Annotated in this window: 19 protein-coding genes; 9 read left to right on the top strand and 10 right to left on the bottom strand. The window is 71.8% G+C overall.

Annotation, left to right across the window (positions count from 1 at the left end; genetic code table 11):
- Positions 1-413: 413 nt before the first annotated feature.
- Complete coding sequence (locus ABTZ58_RS22620) at positions 414-1,055, bottom strand: DNA-3-methyladenine glycosylase (RefSeq protein WP_351359487.1); 642 nt, start codon at positions 1,053-1,055, stop codon at positions 414-416.
- Between the two features lie 145 nt (positions 1,056-1,200).
- On the opposite strand from ABTZ58_RS22620, the gene ABTZ58_RS22625 reads away from it, so the two are divergent.
- The 3 genes from ABTZ58_RS22625 to ABTZ58_RS22635 all read left to right on the top strand — a co-directional run bounded on the left by ABTZ58_RS22625 (position 1,201) and on the right by ABTZ58_RS22635 (position 3,293).
- Complete coding sequence (locus ABTZ58_RS22625) at positions 1,201-1,983, top strand: sporulation protein (RefSeq protein ID WP_351359490.1); 783 nt, start codon at positions 1,201-1,203, stop codon at positions 1,981-1,983.
- A gap of 52 nt (positions 1,984-2,035) precedes the next feature.
- The gene (locus ABTZ58_RS22630; protein ID WP_351359493.1) at positions 2,036-2,575 is read left to right on the top strand and encodes a YbhB/YbcL family Raf kinase inhibitor-like protein; all 540 of its coding nucleotides are present in this window, start codon (positions 2,036-2,038) and stop codon (positions 2,573-2,575) included.
- 211 nt (positions 2,576-2,786) lie between these two features.
- Complete coding sequence (locus ABTZ58_RS22635; RefSeq protein WP_114251210.1) at positions 2,787-3,293, top strand: HNH endonuclease; 507 nt, start codon at positions 2,787-2,789, stop codon at positions 3,291-3,293.
- A gap of 60 nt (positions 3,294-3,353) precedes the next feature.
- Here ABTZ58_RS22635 and ABTZ58_RS22640 read toward each other — a convergent pair whose 3' ends face one another.
- The 3 genes from ABTZ58_RS22640 to ABTZ58_RS22650 all read right to left on the bottom strand — a co-directional run bounded on the left by ABTZ58_RS22640 (position 3,354) and on the right by ABTZ58_RS22650 (position 5,769).
- Complete coding sequence (locus ABTZ58_RS22640; protein WP_351359497.1) at positions 3,354-4,313, bottom strand: SPFH domain-containing protein; 960 nt, start codon at positions 4,311-4,313, stop codon at positions 3,354-3,356.
- Between the two features lie 132 nt (positions 4,314-4,445).
- Positions 4,446-4,877: an NfeD family protein gene (locus tag ABTZ58_RS22645; protein WP_351359500.1), complete on the bottom strand. Its 432-nt coding sequence runs from the start codon at positions 4,875-4,877 to the stop codon at positions 4,446-4,448.
- A gap of 94 nt (positions 4,878-4,971) precedes the next feature.
- Positions 4,972-5,769 carry an ABC transporter ATP-binding protein gene (locus ABTZ58_RS22650; RefSeq protein WP_351359503.1) on the bottom strand — a complete coding sequence of 266 codons (798 nt, stop codon included), beginning with the start codon at positions 5,767-5,769 and terminating at the stop codon, positions 4,972-4,974.
- A gap of 161 nt (positions 5,770-5,930) precedes the next feature.
- Here ABTZ58_RS22650 and ABTZ58_RS22655 point away from each other — a divergent pair, with 161 nt between their 5' ends.
- The gene (locus ABTZ58_RS22655) at positions 5,931-6,716 is read left to right on the top strand and encodes an Rv1486c family protein (RefSeq protein ID WP_351359506.1); all 786 of its coding nucleotides are present in this window, start codon (positions 5,931-5,933) and stop codon (positions 6,714-6,716) included.
- Between the two features lie 239 nt (positions 6,717-6,955).
- On the opposite strand, the gene ABTZ58_RS22660 is transcribed toward ABTZ58_RS22655, so the two are convergent.
- The 3 genes from ABTZ58_RS22660 to ABTZ58_RS22670 form a co-directional block, all read right to left on the bottom strand.
- A complete protein-coding gene (locus ABTZ58_RS22660; protein ID WP_190897712.1) occupies positions 6,956-7,198 on the bottom strand; it encodes a chaplin in 243 nt (80 codons plus the stop codon).
- Positions 7,199-7,354: 156 nt separating this feature from the next.
- Complete coding sequence (locus tag ABTZ58_RS22665) at positions 7,355-7,996, bottom strand: response regulator (protein WP_031118965.1); 642 nt, start codon at positions 7,994-7,996, stop codon at positions 7,355-7,357.
- Positions 7,989-9,134, bottom strand: a complete 1,146-nt coding sequence (locus tag ABTZ58_RS22670) for a GAF domain-containing sensor histidine kinase (RefSeq protein WP_351359511.1) — start codon at positions 9,132-9,134, stop codon at positions 7,989-7,991. The genes ABTZ58_RS22665 and ABTZ58_RS22670 overlap by 8 nt, the downstream gene beginning before the upstream one ends.
- A gap of 278 nt (positions 9,135-9,412) precedes the next feature.
- Between ABTZ58_RS22670 and ABTZ58_RS22675 the strand changes: the two genes are divergently transcribed.
- The 3 genes from ABTZ58_RS22675 to ABTZ58_RS22685 all read left to right on the top strand — a co-directional run bounded on the left by ABTZ58_RS22675 (position 9,413) and on the right by ABTZ58_RS22685 (position 12,232).
- Positions 9,413-10,111, top strand: coding sequence for an SDR family NAD(P)-dependent oxidoreductase (locus ABTZ58_RS22675; protein WP_351359513.1), 699 nt, complete (start codon positions 9,413-9,415; stop codon positions 10,109-10,111).
- Entirely contained in the window at positions 10,108-11,151 is a 1,044-nt protein-coding gene (locus ABTZ58_RS22680; protein ID WP_351359517.1) for an S-adenosylmethionine:tRNA ribosyltransferase-isomerase, read from the top strand. Before ABTZ58_RS22675 ends, ABTZ58_RS22680 begins: the two co-directional genes overlap by 4 nt.
- A gap of 364 nt (positions 11,152-11,515) precedes the next feature.
- Entirely contained in the window at positions 11,516-12,232 is a 717-nt protein-coding gene (locus ABTZ58_RS22685; protein WP_351359520.1) for a transglycosylase SLT domain-containing protein, read from the top strand.
- 92 nt (positions 12,233-12,324) lie between these two features.
- Here the strand turns inward: ABTZ58_RS22685 and ABTZ58_RS22690 are convergent, their stop codons facing one another.
- Positions 12,325-14,871 carry an ABC transporter ATP-binding protein/permease gene (locus ABTZ58_RS22690; protein WP_351359523.1) on the bottom strand — a complete coding sequence of 849 codons (2,547 nt, stop codon included), beginning with the start codon at positions 14,869-14,871 and terminating at the stop codon, positions 12,325-12,327.
- A gap of 242 nt (positions 14,872-15,113) precedes the next feature.
- Between ABTZ58_RS22690 and ABTZ58_RS22695 the strand changes: the two genes are divergently transcribed.
- A complete protein-coding gene (locus ABTZ58_RS22695; RefSeq protein WP_351359526.1) occupies positions 15,114-17,672 on the top strand; it encodes a streptophobe family protein in 2,559 nt (852 codons plus the stop codon).
- 157 nt (positions 17,673-17,829) lie between these two features.
- Positions 17,830-19,068: a phosphoserine phosphatase SerB gene (gene serB, locus ABTZ58_RS22700; protein ID WP_351359529.1), complete on the top strand. Its 1,239-nt coding sequence runs from the start codon at positions 17,830-17,832 to the stop codon at positions 19,066-19,068.
- An 88-nt stretch (positions 19,069-19,156) separates the two neighbouring features.
- Here the strand turns inward: serB and ABTZ58_RS22705 are convergent, their stop codons facing one another.
- Complete coding sequence (locus ABTZ58_RS22705; protein WP_351359532.1) at positions 19,157-19,675, bottom strand: SixA phosphatase family protein; 519 nt, start codon at positions 19,673-19,675, stop codon at positions 19,157-19,159.
- A 65-nt stretch (positions 19,676-19,740) separates the two neighbouring features.
- Positions 19,741-19,947: a hypothetical protein gene (locus ABTZ58_RS22710; RefSeq protein ID WP_351359534.1), complete on the bottom strand. Its 207-nt coding sequence runs from the start codon at positions 19,945-19,947 to the stop codon at positions 19,741-19,743.
- Positions 19,948-20,098: the final 151 nt, after the last annotated feature.

A 20,098-nucleotide genomic window follows, 5' to 3' on the forward strand; every position in this document is an offset into this window, starting at 1 on the left:
GAACCGATGGACGGGGTATCAACATATCTGGCGTTGACTTTTGGCACGCTGTTGAGTTCTCAAGGAACGGTCGCTTCCTTTGTACTCACCCTCTCAGGCTTTCCTCCGGGCGCTTCCCTTCGGTCTTGCGTTTCCGACTCTATCAGATCCTTTTCTCGATCCGATTCCCTGTCGGCGGGATTGCCTTCCGGCCCGGACTTTCGCCCGTCGGCCTTTCGACATTCACTACGTTAGCCGATTCGCTGGCCAACTCATAATCGAGTCGTTCGGCGTCGAATTCAGACGTGCGGGCACGCCGAATTCGCCCCTGCTGAGGGGAGTCGCTAGGTAGTGGTTTGGCCGCTTCCGGCTGCTGGCGAACGCCATACCGGGTCAAGCGGCTCGGACTACCTTACGCATCCCGCTCGGGCGCGTCAACTTCGGCGCCGCCTGGGGACGTGGGCCCGATAGGGGCTCACCGTCGGGTCGTTGGCGACCCAGAAGCGCCAGGGGTGCTCGGCTCCTTCGCCGCCGACACCGGTGCGGGGGCCGCTGAGTACCTGGTCGGAGGGCACGGGTGTGCCGGTCAGCATGCGCAGGGGGGTCTGCCCGGGCGTGCACGCGTCCGTGCCGTCGAGGGAGCGGTCCACGCCCAGGGCCGTGGCCAGACGGGCCGGGCCTTTGGCCAGTTCCTTGTCATTGCGGGCCGAGAGCCGACGGGTGCGGGCCAGCTCGGCGCCCTCGATGATCTCGCCCGCGCGCAGCAGCACCGCGCTCGCCTTTCCCTCCGGGCCGCACACGAGGTTCATGCAGAACCACATCCCGTAGGTGAAGTAGACGTACACGTGTCCGGGCCGGCCGAACATCACCTCGTTGCGGGCCGTGCGGCCGCGGTAGGCGTGGGAGCCGGGGTCGTTCTCACCGTCGTAGGCCTCCACCTCGGTGAGGCGGAGGGCGATCGGACCGTCCGGGGTGGTGCGGACCAGGATGCGGCCGAGGAGGTCCGGGGCGACGTCGAGGACGGGCCGGTCGAAGAACTCCCTGGGCAGGGGCGTACGGTCGGGGGTCGCGATCATGCCGTCCGAGGGTACTGGAGACGCGTGGTGCGGCGGGGTGGCCTCCGGTCACCGGCCTTGCCAGGGTGAGGGAGTGGAACCGGCCACGGCCGGATCGCGTTTACAGGGATCAGGGATCCACCCGTAGTGGGCGAGAGGGAGAGACATGGCGTTCAAGAAGCTGCTCGCGAGCCTGGGGGCCGGCGGGGCTTCGGTCGAGACGGTGCTGCACGAGGTCAATGTCGTGCCGGGCGGTGTCGTCCAGGGTGAGGTGCGGATCCAGGGCGGGTCCGTGAACCAGCAGATCGAGGGGCTCTCGGTCGGGCTGCAGGCCAAGGTCGAGGTGGAGAGCGGCGACCAGGAGTACAAGCAGGACGTCGAGTTCACCAAGTCGCGGCTGGGCGGGGCGTTCGAGCTGCAGGCCAACGCGGTGCACGCGGTGCAGTTCGGGCTGGAGATCCCGTGGGAGACCCCGATCACGATGATCGACGGTCAGCCGCTGCGCGGTATGAACATCGGGGTGTCCACGGAGCTGGAGATCGCGCGCGCGGTGGACTCCGGTGACCTGGACCCGGTCAACGTGCATCCGCTGCCGGCGCAGAAGGCGATCCTCGACGCCTTCGTCCAGCTGGGCTTCCGCTTCAAGAACGCGGACATGGAGCGGGGCGTCATCCGGGGCACGCGGCAGAAGCTGCCGTTCTACCAGGAGATCGAGTTCTTCCCGCCGCAGCAGTACCGGGGGCTGCACCAGGTCGAGCTGAGCTTCGTGGCCGACGAGCACGCCATGGACGTCGTGCTGGAGATGGACAAGAAGCCGGGGCTCTTCAGCGAGGGCAGCGACACCTTCCGGTCGTTCCAGGTGGGGCTAAACGACTACCAGGGCACGGACTGGACGGCGTACCTCAACCAGTGGCTCTCCGAGGTCGGCAGCAGGCGCAACTGGTTCTAGCGAAGGGCCTAGGCTCGGAACCGAGTGCAAGAACCGATCAGGAGGTACCGAGGTGACCGAGCTCAAGCGGCGGCCGCTCCCCCACGACTTCCATCCGCCCGTGCCCTCGTTCACGGTGACGAGTGAGGACGTCGAGGAGGGGGCGACGCTCAAGGACGCTCAGGTCTACGCGGCCGGCAACACCTCTCCGCAGCTGCGGTGGGAGGGCTTCCCGCCCGAGACCAAGAGCTTCGCCGTGACCTGCTACGACCCCGACGCCCCCACGGGCAGCGGGTTCTGGCACTGGGTGCTGTTCGACATCCCGGCTTCGGTGACGGAGCTGCCGGCGGGTGCGGGCAGCGGCAAGTTCGAGGGGCTGCCTGAGGGCGCGGTCCACGCCCGTAACGACTACGGCAGCAGGGACTTCGGCGGGGCCGCGCCGCCGGCCGGGGACGGGCCGCACCGGTATGTGTTCACCGTGTACGCGGTGGACCAGGAGAAGCTCGGCCCGGACGCGGACGCCTCACCCGCGTTCGTGGGCTTCAACCTGCGGTTCCACACGATCGGGCGGGCCCAGCTGATCGGCGAGTACGAGGTGCCCGCCGAGGGCTGAGCCGGTCGCCCGCGCGATCCCGGAGTTCATGGAACGTTTGCCCGCTCCTGGTCTTGGAATTGATCAGGAGCGGGCATTTTTGTTGCCGGGGGTCGCGGGGGTCACCCCCCGTGGGAGCAGCAGATATTGCGTTGTCCATCTCGGCGTGCCCGGCCAGAGTTGATCCCAGCCCGCCAGGGGGTGGGCCGGTGCACACGGGAGGTGGGCTGGTATGCGGGACACGCTGGTACTCAACGCGAGCTTCGAGCCGCTGTCGACGGTGACGCTGAACCGAGCCGTCGTTCTGGTGCTTCAGGACAAGGCCGTCGTCGAGCAGGCCCACCCCGAACTGCGCATGCGGGGAGCCGCGGTGGACATACCCGCGCCCCGGGTGATCAGGCTCTGCCAGTACGTACGGGTGCCGTTCCGAAGACGAGCGCCGTGGTCGAGGCGGGGTGTGCTGGTCCGTGACCGGCACAGGTGCGCGTACTGCGGGAGGCGGGCGACGACCGTGGACCACGTGGTGCCGCGGTCGCAGGGCGGGCAGGACACATGGCTGAACACGGTGGCCTCGTGCGCGGAGGACAATCACCGCAAGGCGAACCGGACTCCGGAGGAGGCGGGCATGCCGCTGCTGCGGCAGCCGTTCGAGCCGACTCCGGCGGACGCGATGCTGCTGGCGCTGGGGCAGGACGACTTCGACGCGCTGCCGGAGTGGCTGGCCCAGCCGGCTGCCTAGCGGCCTCTCATGCGAAGGGGGCCCGCTTCCAGGGAAGCGGGCCCCCTTCGCATCGGCCGGTCAGTCGATGGACGGCTTCTCGCGGCGTTCCTGCGCGGGGACCTGGGCCCCGGAGGCGCCGCCGTTGCCGCCGGAACCTCCGCCGATGTTACCGAAGTTGCCCATGGCGCCGGACAGGCCCTTGAGGGCGTCGCCGATCTCGCTGGGGACGATCCAGAGCTTGTTGGCGTCGCCCTCGGCGATCTTCGGAAGCATCTGGAGGTACTGGTAGGAGAGGAGCTTCTGGTCCGGGTCGCCGGCGTGGATGGCCTCGAAGACCGTGCGGACGGCCTGGGCCTCGCCCTCGGCGCGCAGAGCGGCGGCCTTGGCCTCGCCTTCGGCGCGCAGGATCTGGGACTGCTTCTCGCCCTCGGCGCGCAGGATCTCGGACTGCCGGACACCTTCCGCCTGGAGGATCGCGGCGCGCTTGTCGCGGTCGGCGCGCATCTGCTTCTCCATCGAGTCCTGGATGGAGGTGGGCGGTTCGATCGCCTTGAGCTCGACGCGGTTGACGCGGATGCCCCACTTGCCGGTGGCCTCGTCGAGGACGCCGCGCAGGGCCGCGTTGATCTCCTCGCGGGAGGTCAGGGTCCGCTCCAGGTCCATGCCACCGATGATGTTGCGCAGCGTGGTGACGGTGAGCTGCTCGATCGCCTGGATGTAGCTGGCGACCTCGTAGGTGGCGGCCCGCGCGTCGGTCACCTGGTAGTAGATGACCGTGTCGATGTTGACGACCAGGTTGTCCTGGGTGATCACCGGCTGCGGCGGGAAGGGCACGACCTGTTCGCGCAGGTCGATGCGGTTGCGGATGGTGTCGATGAACGGGACGACGATGTTGAGGCCCGCGTTGAGCGTTCGTGTGTAGCGGCCGAACCGCTCGACGATGGCCGCGCTGGCCTGTGGGATGACTTGGATCGTCTTGATCAGGGCGATGAAGACCAACACCACCAGAATGATCAGGACGATGATGACCGGTTCCATCGTCGTTCCCCGTGTCCCTTCTCCGCTGCGGCGTCTTCGGCAGATCTTATGGTTGTCGAAGATCTTGCTGGTCGAGTCTGACAGACCGTCGCGTAGCTGGCGAGGAGTTCACTCCAGTTACGTCGTGCGAGGTCACATGACGATCGCGGTGGCTCCCTCGATGTCCACGACGTCCACTTCCTGGCCCACTTCGTAGGCGCGGTCGGTGTCGAGGGCGCGGGCCGACCAGACCTCCCCCGCCAGCTTGATCCGGCCGCCGGAGGCGTCGACGCGTTCCAGGACGACGGCTCGTCTGCCCTTCAACGCGTCCACGCCGCTGACGAGTTGGGGTCGCTGGGAGCGATGCCGGTTGGCGATGGGCCGTACGACGGCGATGCCCGCGGTCGAGATCACGGCGAAGACGGCGACCTGGGCGACGGCTCCGCCGCCGAAGACGCCGGTGACCACCGCCGCGGCGATGGCTCCCACCGCGAGCATGCCCAGTTCCGGCATCGCGGTGATCACGAGCGCGATGCCGAGCGCCGTCGCGCCGATCAGCCACCACAGCCATGCGTCGATGTCCACGTGGTCATGGTAGGTCCGACGCCCCTGTCGCCGACAGGGCGCCCGGCGTGTGAAATGCCGTTCGTACCCTGCGATTTGTGAGCTGCGGGCCGGGTCAGGACAGCGGGAGGCCCTGGGCGGTCCAGCGCTCGCCCATCTGTTCGACGACGAGCGGGAGGCCGAAGCAGAGGGAGAGGTTGCGGGAGGTCAGTTCGAGCTCCAGCGGGCCGGCGGCGAGGACCTTGCCCTGGCGGATCATGAGGACGTGGGTAAAGCCCGGCGGGATCTCCTCGACGTGGTGCGTGACCATCAGCATCGAGGGGGCGATGGGGTCGCGGGCGAGGCGGCCGAGGCGGCGGACGAGGTCCTCGCGGCCGCCCAGGTCGAGGCCGGCGGCGGGCTCGTCGAGCAGGAGCAGTTCGGGGTCGGTCATCAGGGCGCGGGCGATGAGGGTGCGCTTGCGCTCGCCCTCGGAGAGGGTGCCGAACCTGCGGTCCAGGTAGTCGCTCATGCCGAGGCGGTCGAGGAAGGCGCGGGCGCGCTGCTCGTCGATCTCCTCGTAGTCCTCGTGCCAGGTGGCGGTCATGCCGTACGCGGCGGTGAGGACCGTCTGCAGGACCGTCTGGCGCTTGGGGAGCTTCTCGGTCATGGCGATGCCGGCCATGCCGATGCGCGGGCGCAGTTCGAAGACGTCGGTGCCGGGGCGGCCGAGGGTCTCGCCGAGGATGGTGGTGGTGCCCGAGCTGGGGTGGAGGTAGGTGGAAGCGAGGTTGAGGAGGGTGGTCTTGCCGGCGCCGTTCGGGCCCAGGATGACCCAGCGCTCGCCCTCCTTGACCGACCAGGAGACCTGGTCCACCAGAGCCCGGCCCTCGCGGACCACGGATACGTCCTGAAGCTCCAGAACATCGCTCATGAGCGCGTTGTCTCCCCTTGCAGTGTGGCCGGTCTCGGCTGTCGCGTACGCCTGTGGCTCGGTCCGCCGCGCCGGTGGGCGCAGCCCTCCATGAAATCTACGCCACTGGTCGGCCGGGGCATTCCCTCGGTCCGGTCCTTGGAGGGTCCTAGGGTGGGAGCATGCTCACGGAACCGCGCGCTGGACGTCTCGCAGCTTGGGGAAATGCCCTTTTGGGCGGACTTGTCTCGCCGGATGACGCCGTGCTCGCCATCGTCGGCGAGGACGCGGTGCACCGGGTGGAGGGACTGCCGGGTGAGTCGGGCCAGGTCGGGCTGACGCTCGCGCTGGGGCGGCTGCGCACGCTCGGCGTGACCGGGCTGCGGGTGGCGCTGCCGGCGCCGGGGCATCCGCTGGGGCTGAGCGGGCCGCCGGAGTTCAACGCGCGGGCGCTGGAGGCCGAGGAGGCGGTGGTCTGTCACGGGGCCGCGCTCGGGCTGGTGCCGGACGTGTACGAGGCCGGGCCCGTGGGGGTGCAGGTAGAGGTGGTGTGGCATGTGCTGCCCGTGCGGGAGGCGCCGCCGGCGGACGTGCCGTCGCTGGGTGAGGCGGAGCGGGAACTCGCGGAGGCCCTCCGGGACGCGACCGAGGTGCTGACCCGGCTGGACGTGGCCGGGTCGGGGCCGGTGGCGGAGGCGGCGGTCGACGCCTACCGGGCCCGGGCCGAGCGGGGGCGGGAGGTGCTGGCGCCGGGGTATCCGCCGCGAGCGGTGCGGGTGCTGGAGCTGGCGCAGCGGGTGGGGGCGTTGATCGGGGTGGCCACGGAGAGCGGGCACGGGGGTGCGGTGAGTTCGGCGGAGATCGCCGCGCGGCGGGAGGCGTTGCGGCCGGTGGAGCGGACGGCTCGGCGGGCGCAGGTCGCGGCGTACAACTCCGTTGTGGAAAAGCGGGAGCGGGGGGTGCGGTGACCCGGCGTGGGGTTGTGCAGGTGCTCGGCGTCGAGGCTGGGGCCGGGGCATGGCGCAGCCCGGCGGAGCGGGGTGCGGCGGCGCCCACCCGTGCCGCCCCTGGCGGCACGCATGCCCGCAGCTGAGCGGGGCCGGTGCCCGCGGCTGACCGGACCGGGTGCCCGCGGTCGAGCAGGTCGGCCTCCCGGGTGGGTCCGGGAGGCCGGTGTCACCTTCGATTCGGAGACGGAGGTGGGGTGTCAGTGGTTGACGGCGAGGTTGCCGAAGGCCGGGTTCAGCACGCCCACGACGTTCACGCTGTTGCCGGAGACGTTGACCGGGACGTGCACCGGGGCCTGGACGACGTTGCCCGAACCGACGCCCGGGGAGCCCACGGCCTGGCCGTCGGCGTGCGCGCTGGTGGCGGAGGCCATGCCCGCGCCCGCGGCCAGCAGGCCACCGGTCACCATCGTCACGGCCGCGGCCTTCTTCAGGTTCTTCACTTTGGAGCCCTCCTTGCGATCACCGCGGCAGGCGCCGCGGCACGCACTGGAGAACGGCGGAGATCCACCGAGGATGCGCCATATGGGGGACGTTCCCACGACAGTATGAATCTCAGTCCGGAACGCAACCTTTCGCGTTGCCGTGGGGTGAGCGTGTCAGCCGGTCACGCCGTGGCGAACGGCCCACAGGGCGGCCTGGGTTCGGTCGGCCAGGTCGAGCTTCATCAGGATGTTCGAGACGTGGGTCTTCACGGTCTTCTCGGAGAGGACGAGCGCGCGGGCGATCTCGCGGTTGGAACGGCCGTCCGCTATCAGGCCGAGGACCTCGCGCTCCCGCTCGGTGAGTGAACCACCTCTGCCCGGGCCGGAGTTGGCCTCCTCCTGGGAGAGCAGGGCGCCGGCGACCTCCGGCTGGAGCAGGATGTGCCCGGCGTGCACCGAGCGGATGGCTCCGGCGAGGGCGTCGGGGTCGACGTCCTTGTAGACGTACCCGGCGGCGCCCGCGCGCAGGGCCGGGACCACCGTGCGCTGCTCGGTGAAGCTGGTGACGACCAGCACGCGCGCGGGGTTGTCCAGCTCGCGGAGTCTGCGCAGGGCGTCGACGCCGTCCATGCCCGGCATCTTGACGTCCATGAGGATGACGTCGGGCCGCAACTCCTCGGCCCGGTCGACTCCTTCGGCGCCGTCGGCCGCCTCGCCGACGACCTCGATGTCGTCCTGCACCTCCAGGAACGTGCGCAGACCCCGGCGGACGACCTGGTGGTCGTCGACGAGCAGGACCTTGATCGCGTCAGCCACCGGGGACCTCCATCTCGATCGTGGTGCCCTTCCCGGGCGCCGATTCCACCGTCAGCGAGCCGCCGACGCCGCTCGCCCGGTCCCGCATCGAGACCAGGCCGAGGTGGCGCCCCGCTCGGCGGACCGTCTGTGGGTCGAAGCCGCTGCCGTCGTCCGTGACCCGCAGGACGGCACCGCCGTCGCGGCGCTCCAGCGTCACGTCGACGTGCTCGGCGCCGGAGTGGCGCAGGGCATTGTGCAGGGCTTCCTGGGCGACGCGCAGGACGGCCTCCTCCTGGGAGGCGGGCAGGGCCTTGACGCCGTGGCCGGAGAAGGTCACCCGGGCGCTGTGGGCGCGGTCGAGGACCTGGATCTGCGTGCGCAGGGTGGCGACCAGGCCGTCCTCGTCGAGTGCGGCCGGGCGCAACTCGACCACCGCCGCGCGCAGTTCGTCGGCGGCTTCGGCGGCCAGGGCGGCCACCTGCTGCAGTTCGCCCTTGGCGCGGGAGGGGTCGCGGTCCACCAGCCGGGCCGCCGCCTGGGCCGTAAGGCGCAGCGAGAACAGCTTCTGGCTGACCGCGTCGTGCAGTTCGTGGGCCAGGCGCGAGCGCTCCTCGGCGATGGTCAGTTCGCGGCTGCGCTCGTACAGGCGGGCGTTGGTGAGGGCGATCGCGGCGTGCTGGGCGAGGATGCCGAGCAGTTCCTCGTCGTCCTGGGTGAAGCCGCAGCCGCCCTCGGACTTCCTGCAGTTCTTGTTCGCCAGGAACAGGGCCCCCAGCACCTCCTCGCCGTCCCGGATCGGCAGGCCCAGGAAGTCGATCAGGTCGGGATGGGCCTTGGGCCAGCCTTCGAAGCGGGGGTCCTTGCGGACGTCGGCGAGGCGCTCGGACCGGGCCTCGTGCAGCATCGCGGCGAGGATGCCGTGCTGGCGCGGGAGGGGGCCGATGGCCTTCCACTGCTCCTCGCTGACGCCGTCGACGACGAACTGGGCGAAGCCGCCGTGGTCGTCCGGGACGCCGAGCGCCGCGTACTGCGCGTCGAGCAGCTCGCGGGCCGAGGCCACGATCGTCTTGAGGACGTCGCGCACCTCGAGATGCCTGCTCATGGCCAGCAACGCGGAGCTCACCGCGGCGAGGCCGGACCGGGGACCGTGGCTCATGTCCTCACGGTACCGGCGAGCTGTGACAGCGCGGATCGGACCGGTGGCCGCGGGTGCCGGTCCGGTGGGCCTAGGTCGCGGGGCGGAGGCGCGGGCGGGGCGGCCTAGGTCCCGGGGCGGTGGGGCGGGGGCCGGGCCGGTGGCCGGCCTAGGCCCGGGGACGGTGGGCCGGTGGCGTAGGGCGAAGGGACCCGGCGGGTTGCGGCCCGCGGCGGAGGCGGTCGGGGCGGCCCTGTTCCTACGTTGAGGGCACTTCGATCACGAGGAGGGAGCTGATCATGCCGGTCGCGATCATCACCGGGGCCTCGAAGGGACTGGGCCGGGCGCTCGCCGGGGCGCTGGCCGGGCGGGGCTGGGATCTGGTGCTCGACGCGAGGGGGGCCAAGGCCCTGGCGGACACGGCCGAGGCCGTCTCCGCGCACGGCACGCGGGTGAGGGCCCTGCCGGGGGACGTCACGGACGCCGCCCACCGGTCGGCGCTGGTCGAGGCGGCGTGGCGGCTGGGCGGGCTCGATCTGCTGGTGCACAACGCGAGCGCGCTGGGTATCGAGCCGCTGGTCCGGCTGGAGGAGCTGCCCCTTCCGGGGCTGCGACGGGCGCTTGAGGTGAACCTGGTGGCCTGCCTGGGTCTGGTCCAGGAGGGACTGGCACTGCTGCGGGCCTCCGAGGCGGGCACGGTCGTCGTGGTCAGTTCGGACGCGGCGGCGGAGGCGTACGAGACGTGGGGTGGCTACGGGGCGTCGAAGGCGGCCCTGGACCAGCTGGTGGCGGTGCTCGCCGTGGAGGAGCCGGGGCTGCGGGTCTGGGCGGTGGATCCCGGGGACATGGCCACGGACCTCTATGCGGCGGCCGTACCGGAGGACCGGGAGCCGCGGCCCGCGCCGGAGACCGTGGTGCCGGGGTTCCTGCGGCTGCTGGACGAGCGTCCGGTGAGCGGGCGGTACGCGGCCGCGGCGCTGGTGGACGGCGTCGTATGACGCTCGCGGTGCGGGTGCCGGAGGAGCTGTCGGCCCGGGTGCCGGCCGAGCAGCGGGGGCCCGGGCTGGACCGGGACTCCGTACGGCTGCTGGTGTCGCGGGGTGCCGAGGTGGCCCACCACACGTTCGCGGAGCTGCCGCGGCTGCTGCGGGCCGGGGACCTGCTCGTGGTCAACACCTCGGCCACGCTGGCGGCGGCCGTCGACGGGTGGGTGGGGAACGCGCGCGTGGTGGTGCACTTCTCCACGCGCGGGGACGACGGCCGCTGGGCGGTGGAGCTGCGGGAGCCCGACGGGCGGGGCACCACGCGCGCGCGTGCGGGGGCGCCCGCGCGAACGGAGGTGTGCCTGCCCGGGGGTGTGCGGCTGGTGCTGGAGGAGCCGCTGAGCGGGCGGAGCGAGCGGCTGTGGTGGGCGCGGGTCCGCGGACCGGGGATACCGGGACTGCTGCGGGAGTACGGGCGGCCCATTCGCTACGCCTACACGGAGCGGGACCAGCCGCTGTCGGTCTACCAGACGGTGTTCGCGCTGCCGTCGGCCGACGGGGCGGGCAGTGCGGAGATGCCGAGCGCGGCCCGGCCCTTCACGGCGCGGCTCGTCACGGAGCTGGTGAGCCGGGGGGTGCAGTTCGCGCCGGTCACGCTGCACACGGGGGTGGCCTCGGCCGAGGCGCACGAGCCGCCGTATCCGGAGCGTTTCGCGGTGCCGCAGGGGTCGGCGCGGCTGATCGACGCCGCGCGGGCCGGCGGGGGCCGGGTGGTGGCGGTCGGGACGACGGCGGTGCGGGCGGTGGAGTCGGCGGTGGACGCCGAGGGGGCCGTACGCGCGCGTACGGGCTGGACGGATCTCGTCGTCACACCGGAGCGCGGGGTGCGGGTCGTGGACGGGCTGCTGACCGGGCTGCACGAGCCGGAGGCCTCGCATCTGCTGATGCTGGAGGCGGTCGCCGGGCGGGCGGCGATCGAGCGGGGCTACGAGGCGGCGCTGCGAGGCCGCTACCTGTGGCACGAGTTCGGGGACGTGCACCTCCTCCTGCCCTGAGAGGCCCTGAGAGCCCTTGTGGGACCCCTCACACAGAGCATCGCTCGTGCAACCTGTGGTGAGAACGCATGCTGCCCGATGTGAGCCCGGGCATAGGGCGCACGTCACGTACGAAAGTGCATAGGAGACAAAGTCGCCCCTATTGAGCGGCGCGGATAGCCCGGTCTGCCCCGATTCGCCCCTCCCTGATCCACTATCTTCCTTCGTACGTCACACCTTTGCCTCGCCATTTTGCGGCCGCTAAGAATGGCTCTCGTCGCTCAGCGCCGTGGGTTCTGCCCCCGCGGCGTTCGTGTCGGAAACACACCGAGTCCAACGCCGGACGCCGAGCGACTCCCGCGCTATTCGAAGAGGTCCACTCAGCATGCCCAAGAACATCTTCAGCCGTGTTCAGAGTCGTAGCCTGACCCGTCACCACAAGATCGCCATGGCGGGTGTCGCCACCCTCGGCGCCGCCGCCATCGGTTTCTCCGCGGTGCCGAGCGGGGCGTCGACCACGACCACGACCGAGGCCGCTCAGCCGGCTGCGGTGGCGTTCAGCACCGAGCAGATCAAGGACGTCAAGGCCAGCGTCACCGACCAGATGGCCGGTGCCAGCGTGAAGGCGGAGCAGATAGCGGCCAAGAAGAAGGCCGAGGCCGCTGCCGCCGCCAAGAAGAAGGCCGCCGCCGAGGCGGCGAAGAAGAAGGCCGAGGCCGAGCGCAACGCCAAGGAGGCCGCGAGCCGCGCCGCCAAGCGCGCCGCCGTCAAGAAGAGCTACCCGAACAACCTCGACGGCTGGATCCGCGAGTCCCTCGACGTCATGAAGAAGCACGGGATCCCCGGCTCCTACGAGGGCATCAAGCGCAACATCATCCGTGAGTCCTCGGGCAACCCGCGCGCCATCAACAACTGGGACATCAACGCGATCAACGGCATCCCGTCGAAGGGCCTGCTGCAGGTCATCCCGCCGACCTTCAAGCACTGGCACGTCCCCGGCACCTCCTGGGACATCTACGACCCGGTAGCCAACATCACCGCCGCCTGCAACTACGCGGCCGACAAGTACGGCTCGATGGACAACGTCGACAGCGCGTACTGAGGCCGGCGCGGGACCTCGCTGCTTCGCTGAACGAACGCCGAAGGGCGGCACCCTGGACGGGGTGCCGCCCTTCGGGCGCGGTGAGACGGTGACTACTTGCGCATGACCTCGGGCTCGTGGCGGCGCAGGAAGCGGGCCACGAAGAAGCCGCAGATCACACCGAGCGCCAGGAGCGCGCCCATGTCCATGACCCAGGCCCCGGCCGTGTGCTCCCACAGCGGGTCGGTGTCCCCGGCCGTCTCGGGCGGGCTGATCTTGTTGAAGTCGAGCGTGGCGCCGGAGGCGGCGACCGCCCAGCGCGACGGCATCAGGAACGAGAACTGGTTGACGCCGACCGAGCCGTGCAGCGTGAACAGGCAGCCGGTGAAGACGACCTGGATGATCGCGAACATCACCAGCAGCGGCATGGTCTTCTCGGCGGTCTTCACCAGCGAGGAGATGATCAGGCCGAACATCATCGACGTGAAGCCCAGCGCCATGATCGGCACGGACAGCTCCAGCAGCGTGGCGCTGCCGAAGATCAGGCCCTCCTCGGGGATCTCCCGGCTGGAGAAGCCGATGACGCCGACCAGCAGGCCCTGCAGCACGGTGATCATGCCGAGCACGAACACCTTCGACATCAGGTACGCCGAGCGGGACAGGCCGGTGGCGCGCTCCCGCTCGTAGATGACCCGTTCCTTGATCAGCTCGCGGACCGAGTTCGCCGCGCCGGCGAAGCAGGCGCCGACCGCGAGGATCAGCAGGACCGTGGTGGCCGTGCCGTTCGGGATGATCCGGCCGGTCTGCGGGTTGACCGGGTTCGGCAGCAGGCCCTTGTCCGCGTCGATGAGCAGGCTCACCGCGCCGAGCACGGCCGGCAGGATCACCATCAGGGCCAGGAAGCCCTTGTCGGACGCGATCACCGAGACATAACGCCGGACGAGCGTGACGAACTGGGACATCCAGCCCTGCGGTTTCGGCGGCTTCATCGCCTGCATGGGCGGAACCTGTACGGACTGCGGCGCCACGGCGTCCAGGTCCGCGGCGTACATCTGGTAGTGCTGTGAGCCCTTCCAGCGGCCCGCCCAGTCGTAGTCGCGGTAGTTCTCGAAGGCGGAGAAGACGTCGGCCCAGGTGTCGTAGCCGAAGAAGTTCAGCGCCTCCTCCGGCGGGCCGAAGTAGGCCACGGAGCCGCCGGGCGCCATCACCAGCAGCTTGTCGCACAGGGCCAGCTCGGCCACGGAGTGCGTGACGACGAGGACCGTGCGGCCGTCGTCCGCGAGACCGCGCAGCAGCTGCATGACGTCGCGGTCCATGCCCGGGTCGAGGCCGGAGGTCGGCTCGTCCAGGAAGATCAGCGACGGCTTGGTCAGCAGCTCCAGGGCGACCGAGACGCGCTTGCGCTGGCCGCCGGAGAGGGAGGTGACCTTCTTGTCCTTGTGGATGTCGAGCTTGAGCTCGCGCAGCACCTCGTCGATCCGGGCCTCGCGCTCGGCCGCCGTGGTGTCGGCGGGGAAGCGCAGCTTGGCCGCGTACTTGAGGGCCTTCTTGACGGTCAGCTCCTTGTGCAGGATGTCGTCCTGCGGGACCAGACCGATGCGCTGGCGCAGCTCGGCGAACTGCTTGTAGAGGTCCCGGTTGTCGTAGAGGACCTCGCCCTGGTTGGCGGGCCGGTAGCCGGTCAGCGCCTTGAGCAGGGTGGACTTGCCGGAGCCGGACGGGCCGATGACCGCGATCAGCGACTTCTCCGGGACGCCGAAGGAGACGTCCTTGAGGATCTGCTTGCCGCCGTCGACCGTGACGGTCAGGTGGCGGGCGGAGAAGGACACCTCGCCGGTGTCGACGAACTCCTCGAGACGGTCGCCGACGATCCGGAACGTCGAGTGGCCGACGCCGACGACGTCGGTCGGGCCGAGCAGCTGCGAGCCGCCCTTGGGGATCGGCTGGCCGTTGACGTACGTGCCGTTGTGCGAGCCGAGGTCGCGGATCTCCATGCGCCCGTCGGGCGTGGCGTGGAACTCGGCGTGGTTCCGCGAGACCTGCAGGTCGGAGACGACCAGTTCGTTCTCCAGGGCACGGCCGATGCGCATCACGCGGCCGAGGGAGAACTGGTGGAACGTGGTCGGGCTGCGGTCGCCGTAGACCGGCGGCGCCCCCGCGACACCGCCGGGGCCCTGCTGCTGCGGGATGTGCGCCGCGGGCTGCTGCGGCTGCTGCGGCTGCTGCCAGCCGGCCTGCGGGGCCTGCTGGTGCGGCTGCTGGTGCGGCGTCTGCGGGGCGGGGGCCTGCGGCGCCCAGCCCGGGTTCGCGCCCTGCGCCGCGTACGGCTGCCGCTGGGGCTGGGCCTGCGGCGTGGCGACGGAGGCCGCGGCGCCGGAGAGGTTCAGGCGCGGGCCGTCGGTCGCGTTGCCCAGGTTGACCGCCGAGCCGGGGCCGAGCTCCATCTGGTGGATGCGCTGCCCCTGCACGAACGTGCCGTTGGTGCTGCCGTGGTCCTCGATGACCCAACTGCGGCCGTTGAAGCTGACCGTGGCGTGACGCCAGGAGACCCTGGCGTCGTCGAAGACGACGTCCCCCTGCGGATCACGTCCGAGGGTGTAAGCCCTGGACGGATCGAGCGTCCAGGTACGTCCGTTTGATTCCAGTACGAGTTCCGGCACTCCATGCCCCACTGAGTTGTCCCCCGAGTTATCCCCCGACATGGGGAGTCTAGGGATGTCGAACATCGGGGGGAACTATTTCAGGAGCGGCCCCCTGACCGAAAGTCGGGCCTTGTGAAGAGCGCGCGCGGACGGGTCGGCCGTTTCCGTTGACGGGGTTGAAAACGGGCCGGAGAGTGGTATTTCGACGCGAGGGGGACATGCGCGGTGTTCCCGCCACGGAGCGGATCGGGGGGTCTGCCATGGGTGCTGCGACCGGTGTGGAGTCGGCGAGGGACGGTGCGCGCGTGCCGTGGGGGGACGTGCTGATGTCCGCCGTCGCCGCCGTGAGCTGGGCGTTGATCGGGATGGCGGGGACGGCGGCGCTGGGCCTGCGGCTGCTGGAGGCGGACGCGGCGGGCTCGCTGGGGCCGATGACCGCGGCGGTGGTGGCGCTCGCGGCGGGCGGGTCGGTCACGCCGTCCGGTGACGTGTCGGCGTTCGGCCTGTCGGGCGCGCAGGCGGACACGGCCATCGAGATCACGCCACTGGGGGTGAGCCTGGCCGGGGCGCTGCTGCTGTCGTGGTTCTTCCTGCGGTCCCTGCGCGCGGCGGGAGTTGTGATCCCACCGGCCGAACTCCTCGCGCGCGCGGGCGCGGTGGTGGCGCTGTTCGTGGCGATGCTGGGCGGGCTGGCATGGGCGGGACACGATGTGATCACGATCGACGGGGGATCGCTGGGCCTTGACGACGTGCCCGGCGGGGCCGGGGCTGTGGAAGTCCCGGGGCTAGGGGACGTCGGGGGGCTGCTGCCGGACCGGCTCGGCGAGCTGGTCGACGCGCAGGCGGCGGTCGGCTTCACGGTGGACACGGCGCCGACGCTGTTCGGCGGGCTCGGGTGGTCGGCCGGGATCCTCGTCATCGCTGCGCTGGCGTCCCGCCGTACGCCGCTGCCGCCGGGCTGGGAGGCCGTGCACCGTGTCGTGCGGCCGGCGGTGTCCGCGGTGGTGACGGTGCTGCTGGTGGCCGTGGCGGCGGGGCTCGCGGCGGCGGCGTACGCGGCGGTCGGCGACGACCATCCGCGCCGCATCGCCGGGGCGGCGCTGCTCGGGGCGCCGAACGGGGTGTGGCTGGGCGTGCCGCTGGGCCTGTTCGTGCCGTGGGACGGCCGGGCCACGGGCGAGCTGACCCGCTTCCTGCCGGACCCGCTGGACGACCTGCTCGGTACCGGTACGGACCAGCCGGTGACGCTGGGGCGGCTGGCGGAGCTGGACGGGCGGGTGTGGCTGCTTGCGGTGGCGGCGGCGCTGATGATGCTGCTGGCCGGGATGCTGACGGCGGTCCGGACGCCGGTCGTGCGTGACGCACCGGGGAGTCCGGGTGCGCTCGCCTTCGCGGGCCGGTGCGCGCTGCGGCTCGGGGCGGCGACCGCGCTCGCCCTGCCGTTGCTGGCCTGGCTCACGGACGTGTCCGTGACCGCGTCCCTGTCCGTCCTCGGCTTCGACGCGTTCGGCGCGGGCGTCGACCTGCACGGCCACCTCGCCATGGCCCTGCTGCTGGGCGCGGTGTGGGGCGCGGGGGCCGGGGGCGCGGGCGCGCTGACGGCGTGGGCGTGCGGGGCGGCGGGCCGGTCGGCCACGGCACGGGCGCTGGGCGCGGGTGGCTCCTACGGTGCGGGTGCCGGGCCGGAGACCGGCACGGGTGGCTTCGCCTGGGCGTACGACGGGGGCGGTGGAGGTGCCGGGCCGGGGGCGGGCCTCGGACCGAGGACGGGGGCGGGCGCCGGGCCAGGGGCGGGGGCGAGTACCGGGCCAGGGGCGGGGGCGAGTACCGGGCCGGAGACCGGGACGGGCGGCTCGTACGGAACGGGCGCCGAGCCGGAGGCCGGCACGGGTGGCTTCGCCGGGGCGTACGACGGGGGCGGTGGAGGTGCCGGGCAGGTGGGGAGAGGGGGTGGAGCGGCGTGGCCGGGACACGACGAGAACGCCGGGTGGCCCGGGCCAGGGGCGAGGCGGACGGCAGGTCCGGGGATGGGCGCCGGGCCCCCGGGATACGGCGGGGAGACCGGAGGGCCCGGGCCGGGAGCAGCTGGGGAGGGCGCGGGGTGGGCGGGGCCCGGGGCGGGCACGACGCCGCCGGGGTACGGCCATGGGCCGAGGGCCGCCGAGGAGGACGGCGGGTGGTCCGGGTGGCCGGAAACCGCAGCAGAGGGCGCCGGGCGGTCCCGGTCGCCGGGAACCACCGAAGAGGGCGCCGGGCGGTCCCGGTGGCCGAGAACCGCAGAGGGCGACACCAGGCGGTCCGAGTCGCCGGGAACCGCAAAGGGGGGCACCAGGCGCTGCCAGTCGCCGGGAACCACCGAAGAGGGCGCCGGGTGGTCCGGGCCAGGGGGCGCCGGTCACGGAGTCGGGCGGGCTGGGGCGGGGGCGGGCGCTGTACCTGCGGGGTATGACGCCGCCGGCGGGGGCGGCGGAGGCGCCGGCTCTTCCCGTGGCGAGGAGAAGGCGCGCGGCGAGGAAGCCGGGCCCTACGCGCCGGGTGTGCCGTACCGTCCGCCGAACCCGGCCACCAACCCGTACCTGCGGATCCCCGGCGAACTGCTGGAACCGCAGGACGCCCGGCCGGATGACGACTCCACCGCCCCGGGTGGCGGCGACATCCACGGCGCCCCGACGGTCGTCCGGCCCGTCGCGCCCCCTCCGCGCGGGCCCCGGCAGTCCCCCGGGCCCGGGAACGGGAACGGTCCGCCCGCCCGGCCGGACGACGGGCCACCGCCCCCGCCGCCTCCCCCACCGCCACGCAAACCGCGAGGCGGCCGGTGAAGCACCCCGACCTCCGACCGGCCCCTGCCCGGCCTCCGGCCACCCGGCGGGCCCCGTGCGCAAGATCCTCGCCACCCGCCCGACACCCACTGTTCCCTGTCCGCCAGGCGGACCTCGGGGGCGGTACGCGCCGCCTGCCGGATACGGTGGAACCACCATGAGCGCTTCGCAGACCTCGTCTTCCGATGTCCCTGCCGACGTCCCGGCCGACGTCCCCACCCTGCTGGTCAAGATCTTCGGCAAGGACAGGCCCGGCATCACGGCCGGCCTCTTCGACACCCTCGCCGCCTACTCCGTCGACGTCGTCGACATCGAGCAGGTCGTCACCCGTGGCCGAATGGTGCTGTGCGCGCTCGTGACCGAGCCGCCCCCGGGTCTGGAGGGAGACCTGCGGGCGACCGTCCACAGCTGGGCCGAGTCGATGAAGATGCAGGCGGAGATCATCTCCGGCCTCGGCGACAACCGGCCGCGCGGCCTGGGCCGCTCCCTGGTCACCGTCCTCGGGCACCCGCTCACCGCGGAGGCCACCGCGGCGATCGCCGCGCGGATCACCAAGGCCGGCGGCAACATCGACCGTATCTTCCGGCTCGCCAAGTACCCCGTGACCGCGGTCGAGTTCGCCGTCTCCGGCGTGGAGACCGAACCGCTGCGCACCGCCCTGGCCACCGACGCGGCGAAGCTCGGCATCGACGTGGCGGTGGTCGCCGCCGGCCTCTACCGGCGCGCTCAGCGCCTGGTCGTCATGGACGTCGACTCGACGCTCATCCAGGACGAGGTCATCGAGCTGTTCGCGGCGCACGCCGGCTGCGAGAACGAGGTCGCCGAGGTGACGGCGGCCGCGATGCGCGGGGAGCTGGACTTCGAGCAGTCCCTGCACGCGCGCGTGGCGCTGCTGGAGGGTCTGGACGCCTCCGTCGTGGACAAGGTGCGCAGTGAGGTCCGGCTGACGCCGGGCGCCCGCACCCTGATCCGCACGCTGAAGCGGCTGGGCTACCAAGTGGGCGTCGTCTCGGGCGGTTTCACGCAGGTCACGGATGATCTGAAGGAGCGGCTCGGGCTGGACTTCGCCCACGCCAACACGCTGGAGATCGTCGACGGCAGGCTGACCGGCAAGGTCACCGGCGAGATCGTCGACCGCGCGGGCAAAGCGCGGCTGCTGCGCCGGTTCGCCGCCGAGGCGGGGGTTCCGCTGTCGCAGACGGTGGCGATCGGTGACGGCGCGAACGACCTGGACATGCTGAACGCGGCCGGTCTGGGGGTGGCCTTCAACGCCAAGCCGGTGGTGCGCGAGGCCGCGCACGCCGCGGTGAACGTCCCGTTCCTGGACACGGTGCTGTACCTGCTGGGCATCACGCGCGAAGAGGTCGAGGCGGCGGACACCGTCGACACGGTCTGACCCGCCCGGAGGGGCCCGGCGCCGGTCAGGCGCCGGGCTTTCCTCACTTCAGCCGGGTCGGTCCGCTCACGGGGAGCGGGTCAGCGGGTCACTCGGCCGGTGCCCAGTAGTCCCGCAGCGTGGCCACGCCCGGCTCCAGGCTCTTCCACGAGCCCGTGAACGACAGCACGGCGAAGGCGGCGGCCGGGAACCCGCGGCGGGCCATCCGCTCCCGGGCGTCGCTCTCGGCCGAGCCCGCCAGAACGTCGGCGAGGCCCTGGATGCCCGGGTTGTGGCCGATCATGAGGAGGTTCTGCGCGTCGTCGGAGGTCTCGTTGAGCACGGCGATCAGCTCACCCGGCGACGCCTCGTAGATCCGCTCCTCGTAGACGGTTTTCGGCCGCTGCGGGAACTCCTGGACGGCGAGCTTCCAGGTCTCCCGGGTGCGGACCGCTGTGGAGCACAGGGCCAGGTCGAAGGGGACGCCGGTGTCGGCGAGCCTGCGCCCGGCCTCCGCCGCGTCCATTCGGCCCCGGTCGGCGAGCGGACGCTCGTGATCGGTCACCTGTGGCCAGTCGGCTTTCGCATGGCGGAAGAGGACAATCCTGCGCGGTTCTGCGACGCTCATGAGATCCAGCTTCGCATGAAACACGCCACAGGGCGCAGGGAGTTGACCACCGGCTCAAGCCGTGCTCAGCGGGTCGTCAGCTGCTCGATCCGCTCGAAGAGGTGGGTGATGGCGGGGTCGCCCCCGGCCGCGTGGGCGTCGGACGGGTGCAGGATCAGCAGGAGCAGGGCGGTGAAGGCGAGCGCGGGCAGGGCGAGGGCCCACCAGGGCAGGCGGCTGTCGGCACCGGCCCGGGTCGCCGGGTGGGGCGGGGTGTGCACAGGAGCCGACATGTCTGCCTCCGCTCTTCGAGTGGTCGGTGACCGCTCTGGCGTGGTCACACCTCGAAGCTACGGAATCCGCGGGCGCCAACCCATCCGGTGATCCACCCACTTGACCCTGACCCTCACCCCCTAGGGGACAGGGGGGCTAACCCCACCATGG

It is taken from the genome of Streptomyces sp. NPDC094143 (assembly GCF_040303825.1).
Taxonomy (GTDB): Bacteria; Actinomycetota; Actinomycetes; order Streptomycetales; family Streptomycetaceae; genus Streptomyces.

What these genes read in the sequence shown, in the direction of transcription:
- ABTZ58_RS22650 (WP_351359503.1), bottom strand. Translation starts at nt 5,769, where the DNA reads ATGAGCGATGTTCTGGAGCTTCAGGACGTATCCGTGGTCCGCGAGGGC.
- ABTZ58_RS22675 (WP_351359513.1), top strand. Translation starts at nt 9,413, where the DNA reads ATGCCGGTCGCGATCATCACCGGGGCCTCGAAGGGACTGGGCCGGGCG.
- ABTZ58_RS22680 (WP_351359517.1), top strand. Translation starts at nt 10,108, where the DNA reads ATGACGCTCGCGGTGCGGGTGCCGGAGGAGCTGTCGGCCCGGGTGCCG.
- ABTZ58_RS22670 (WP_351359511.1), bottom strand. Translation starts at nt 9,134, where the DNA reads ATGAGCCACGGTCCCCGGTCCGGCCTCGCCGCGGTGAGCTCCGCGTTG.
- ABTZ58_RS22635 (WP_114251210.1), top strand. Translation starts at nt 2,787, where the DNA reads ATGCGGGACACGCTGGTACTCAACGCGAGCTTCGAGCCGCTGTCGACG.
- ABTZ58_RS22640 (WP_351359497.1), bottom strand. Translation starts at nt 4,313, where the DNA reads ATGGAACCGGTCATCATCGTCCTGATCATTCTGGTGGTGTTGGTCTTC.
- ABTZ58_RS22655 (WP_351359506.1), top strand. Translation starts at nt 5,931, where the DNA reads ATGCTCACGGAACCGCGCGCTGGACGTCTCGCAGCTTGGGGAAATGCC.
- ABTZ58_RS22710 (WP_351359534.1), bottom strand. Translation starts at nt 19,947, where the DNA reads ATGTCGGCTCCTGTGCACACCCCGCCCCACCCGGCGACCCGGGCCGGT.
- ABTZ58_RS22705 (WP_351359532.1), bottom strand. Translation starts at nt 19,675, where the DNA reads ATGAGCGTCGCAGAACCGCGCAGGATTGTCCTCTTCCGCCATGCGAAA.
- ABTZ58_RS22685 (WP_351359520.1), top strand. Translation starts at nt 11,516, where the DNA reads ATGCCCAAGAACATCTTCAGCCGTGTTCAGAGTCGTAGCCTGACCCGT.
- ABTZ58_RS22625 (WP_351359490.1), top strand. Translation starts at nt 1,201, where the DNA reads ATGGCGTTCAAGAAGCTGCTCGCGAGCCTGGGGGCCGGCGGGGCTTCG.
- ABTZ58_RS22695 (WP_351359526.1), top strand. Translation starts at nt 15,114, where the DNA reads ATGGGTGCTGCGACCGGTGTGGAGTCGGCGAGGGACGGTGCGCGCGTG.
- serB (WP_351359529.1), top strand. Translation starts at nt 17,830, where the DNA reads ATGAGCGCTTCGCAGACCTCGTCTTCCGATGTCCCTGCCGACGTCCCG.
- ABTZ58_RS22620 (WP_351359487.1), bottom strand. Translation starts at nt 1,055, where the DNA reads ATGATCGCGACCCCCGACCGTACGCCCCTGCCCAGGGAGTTCTTCGAC.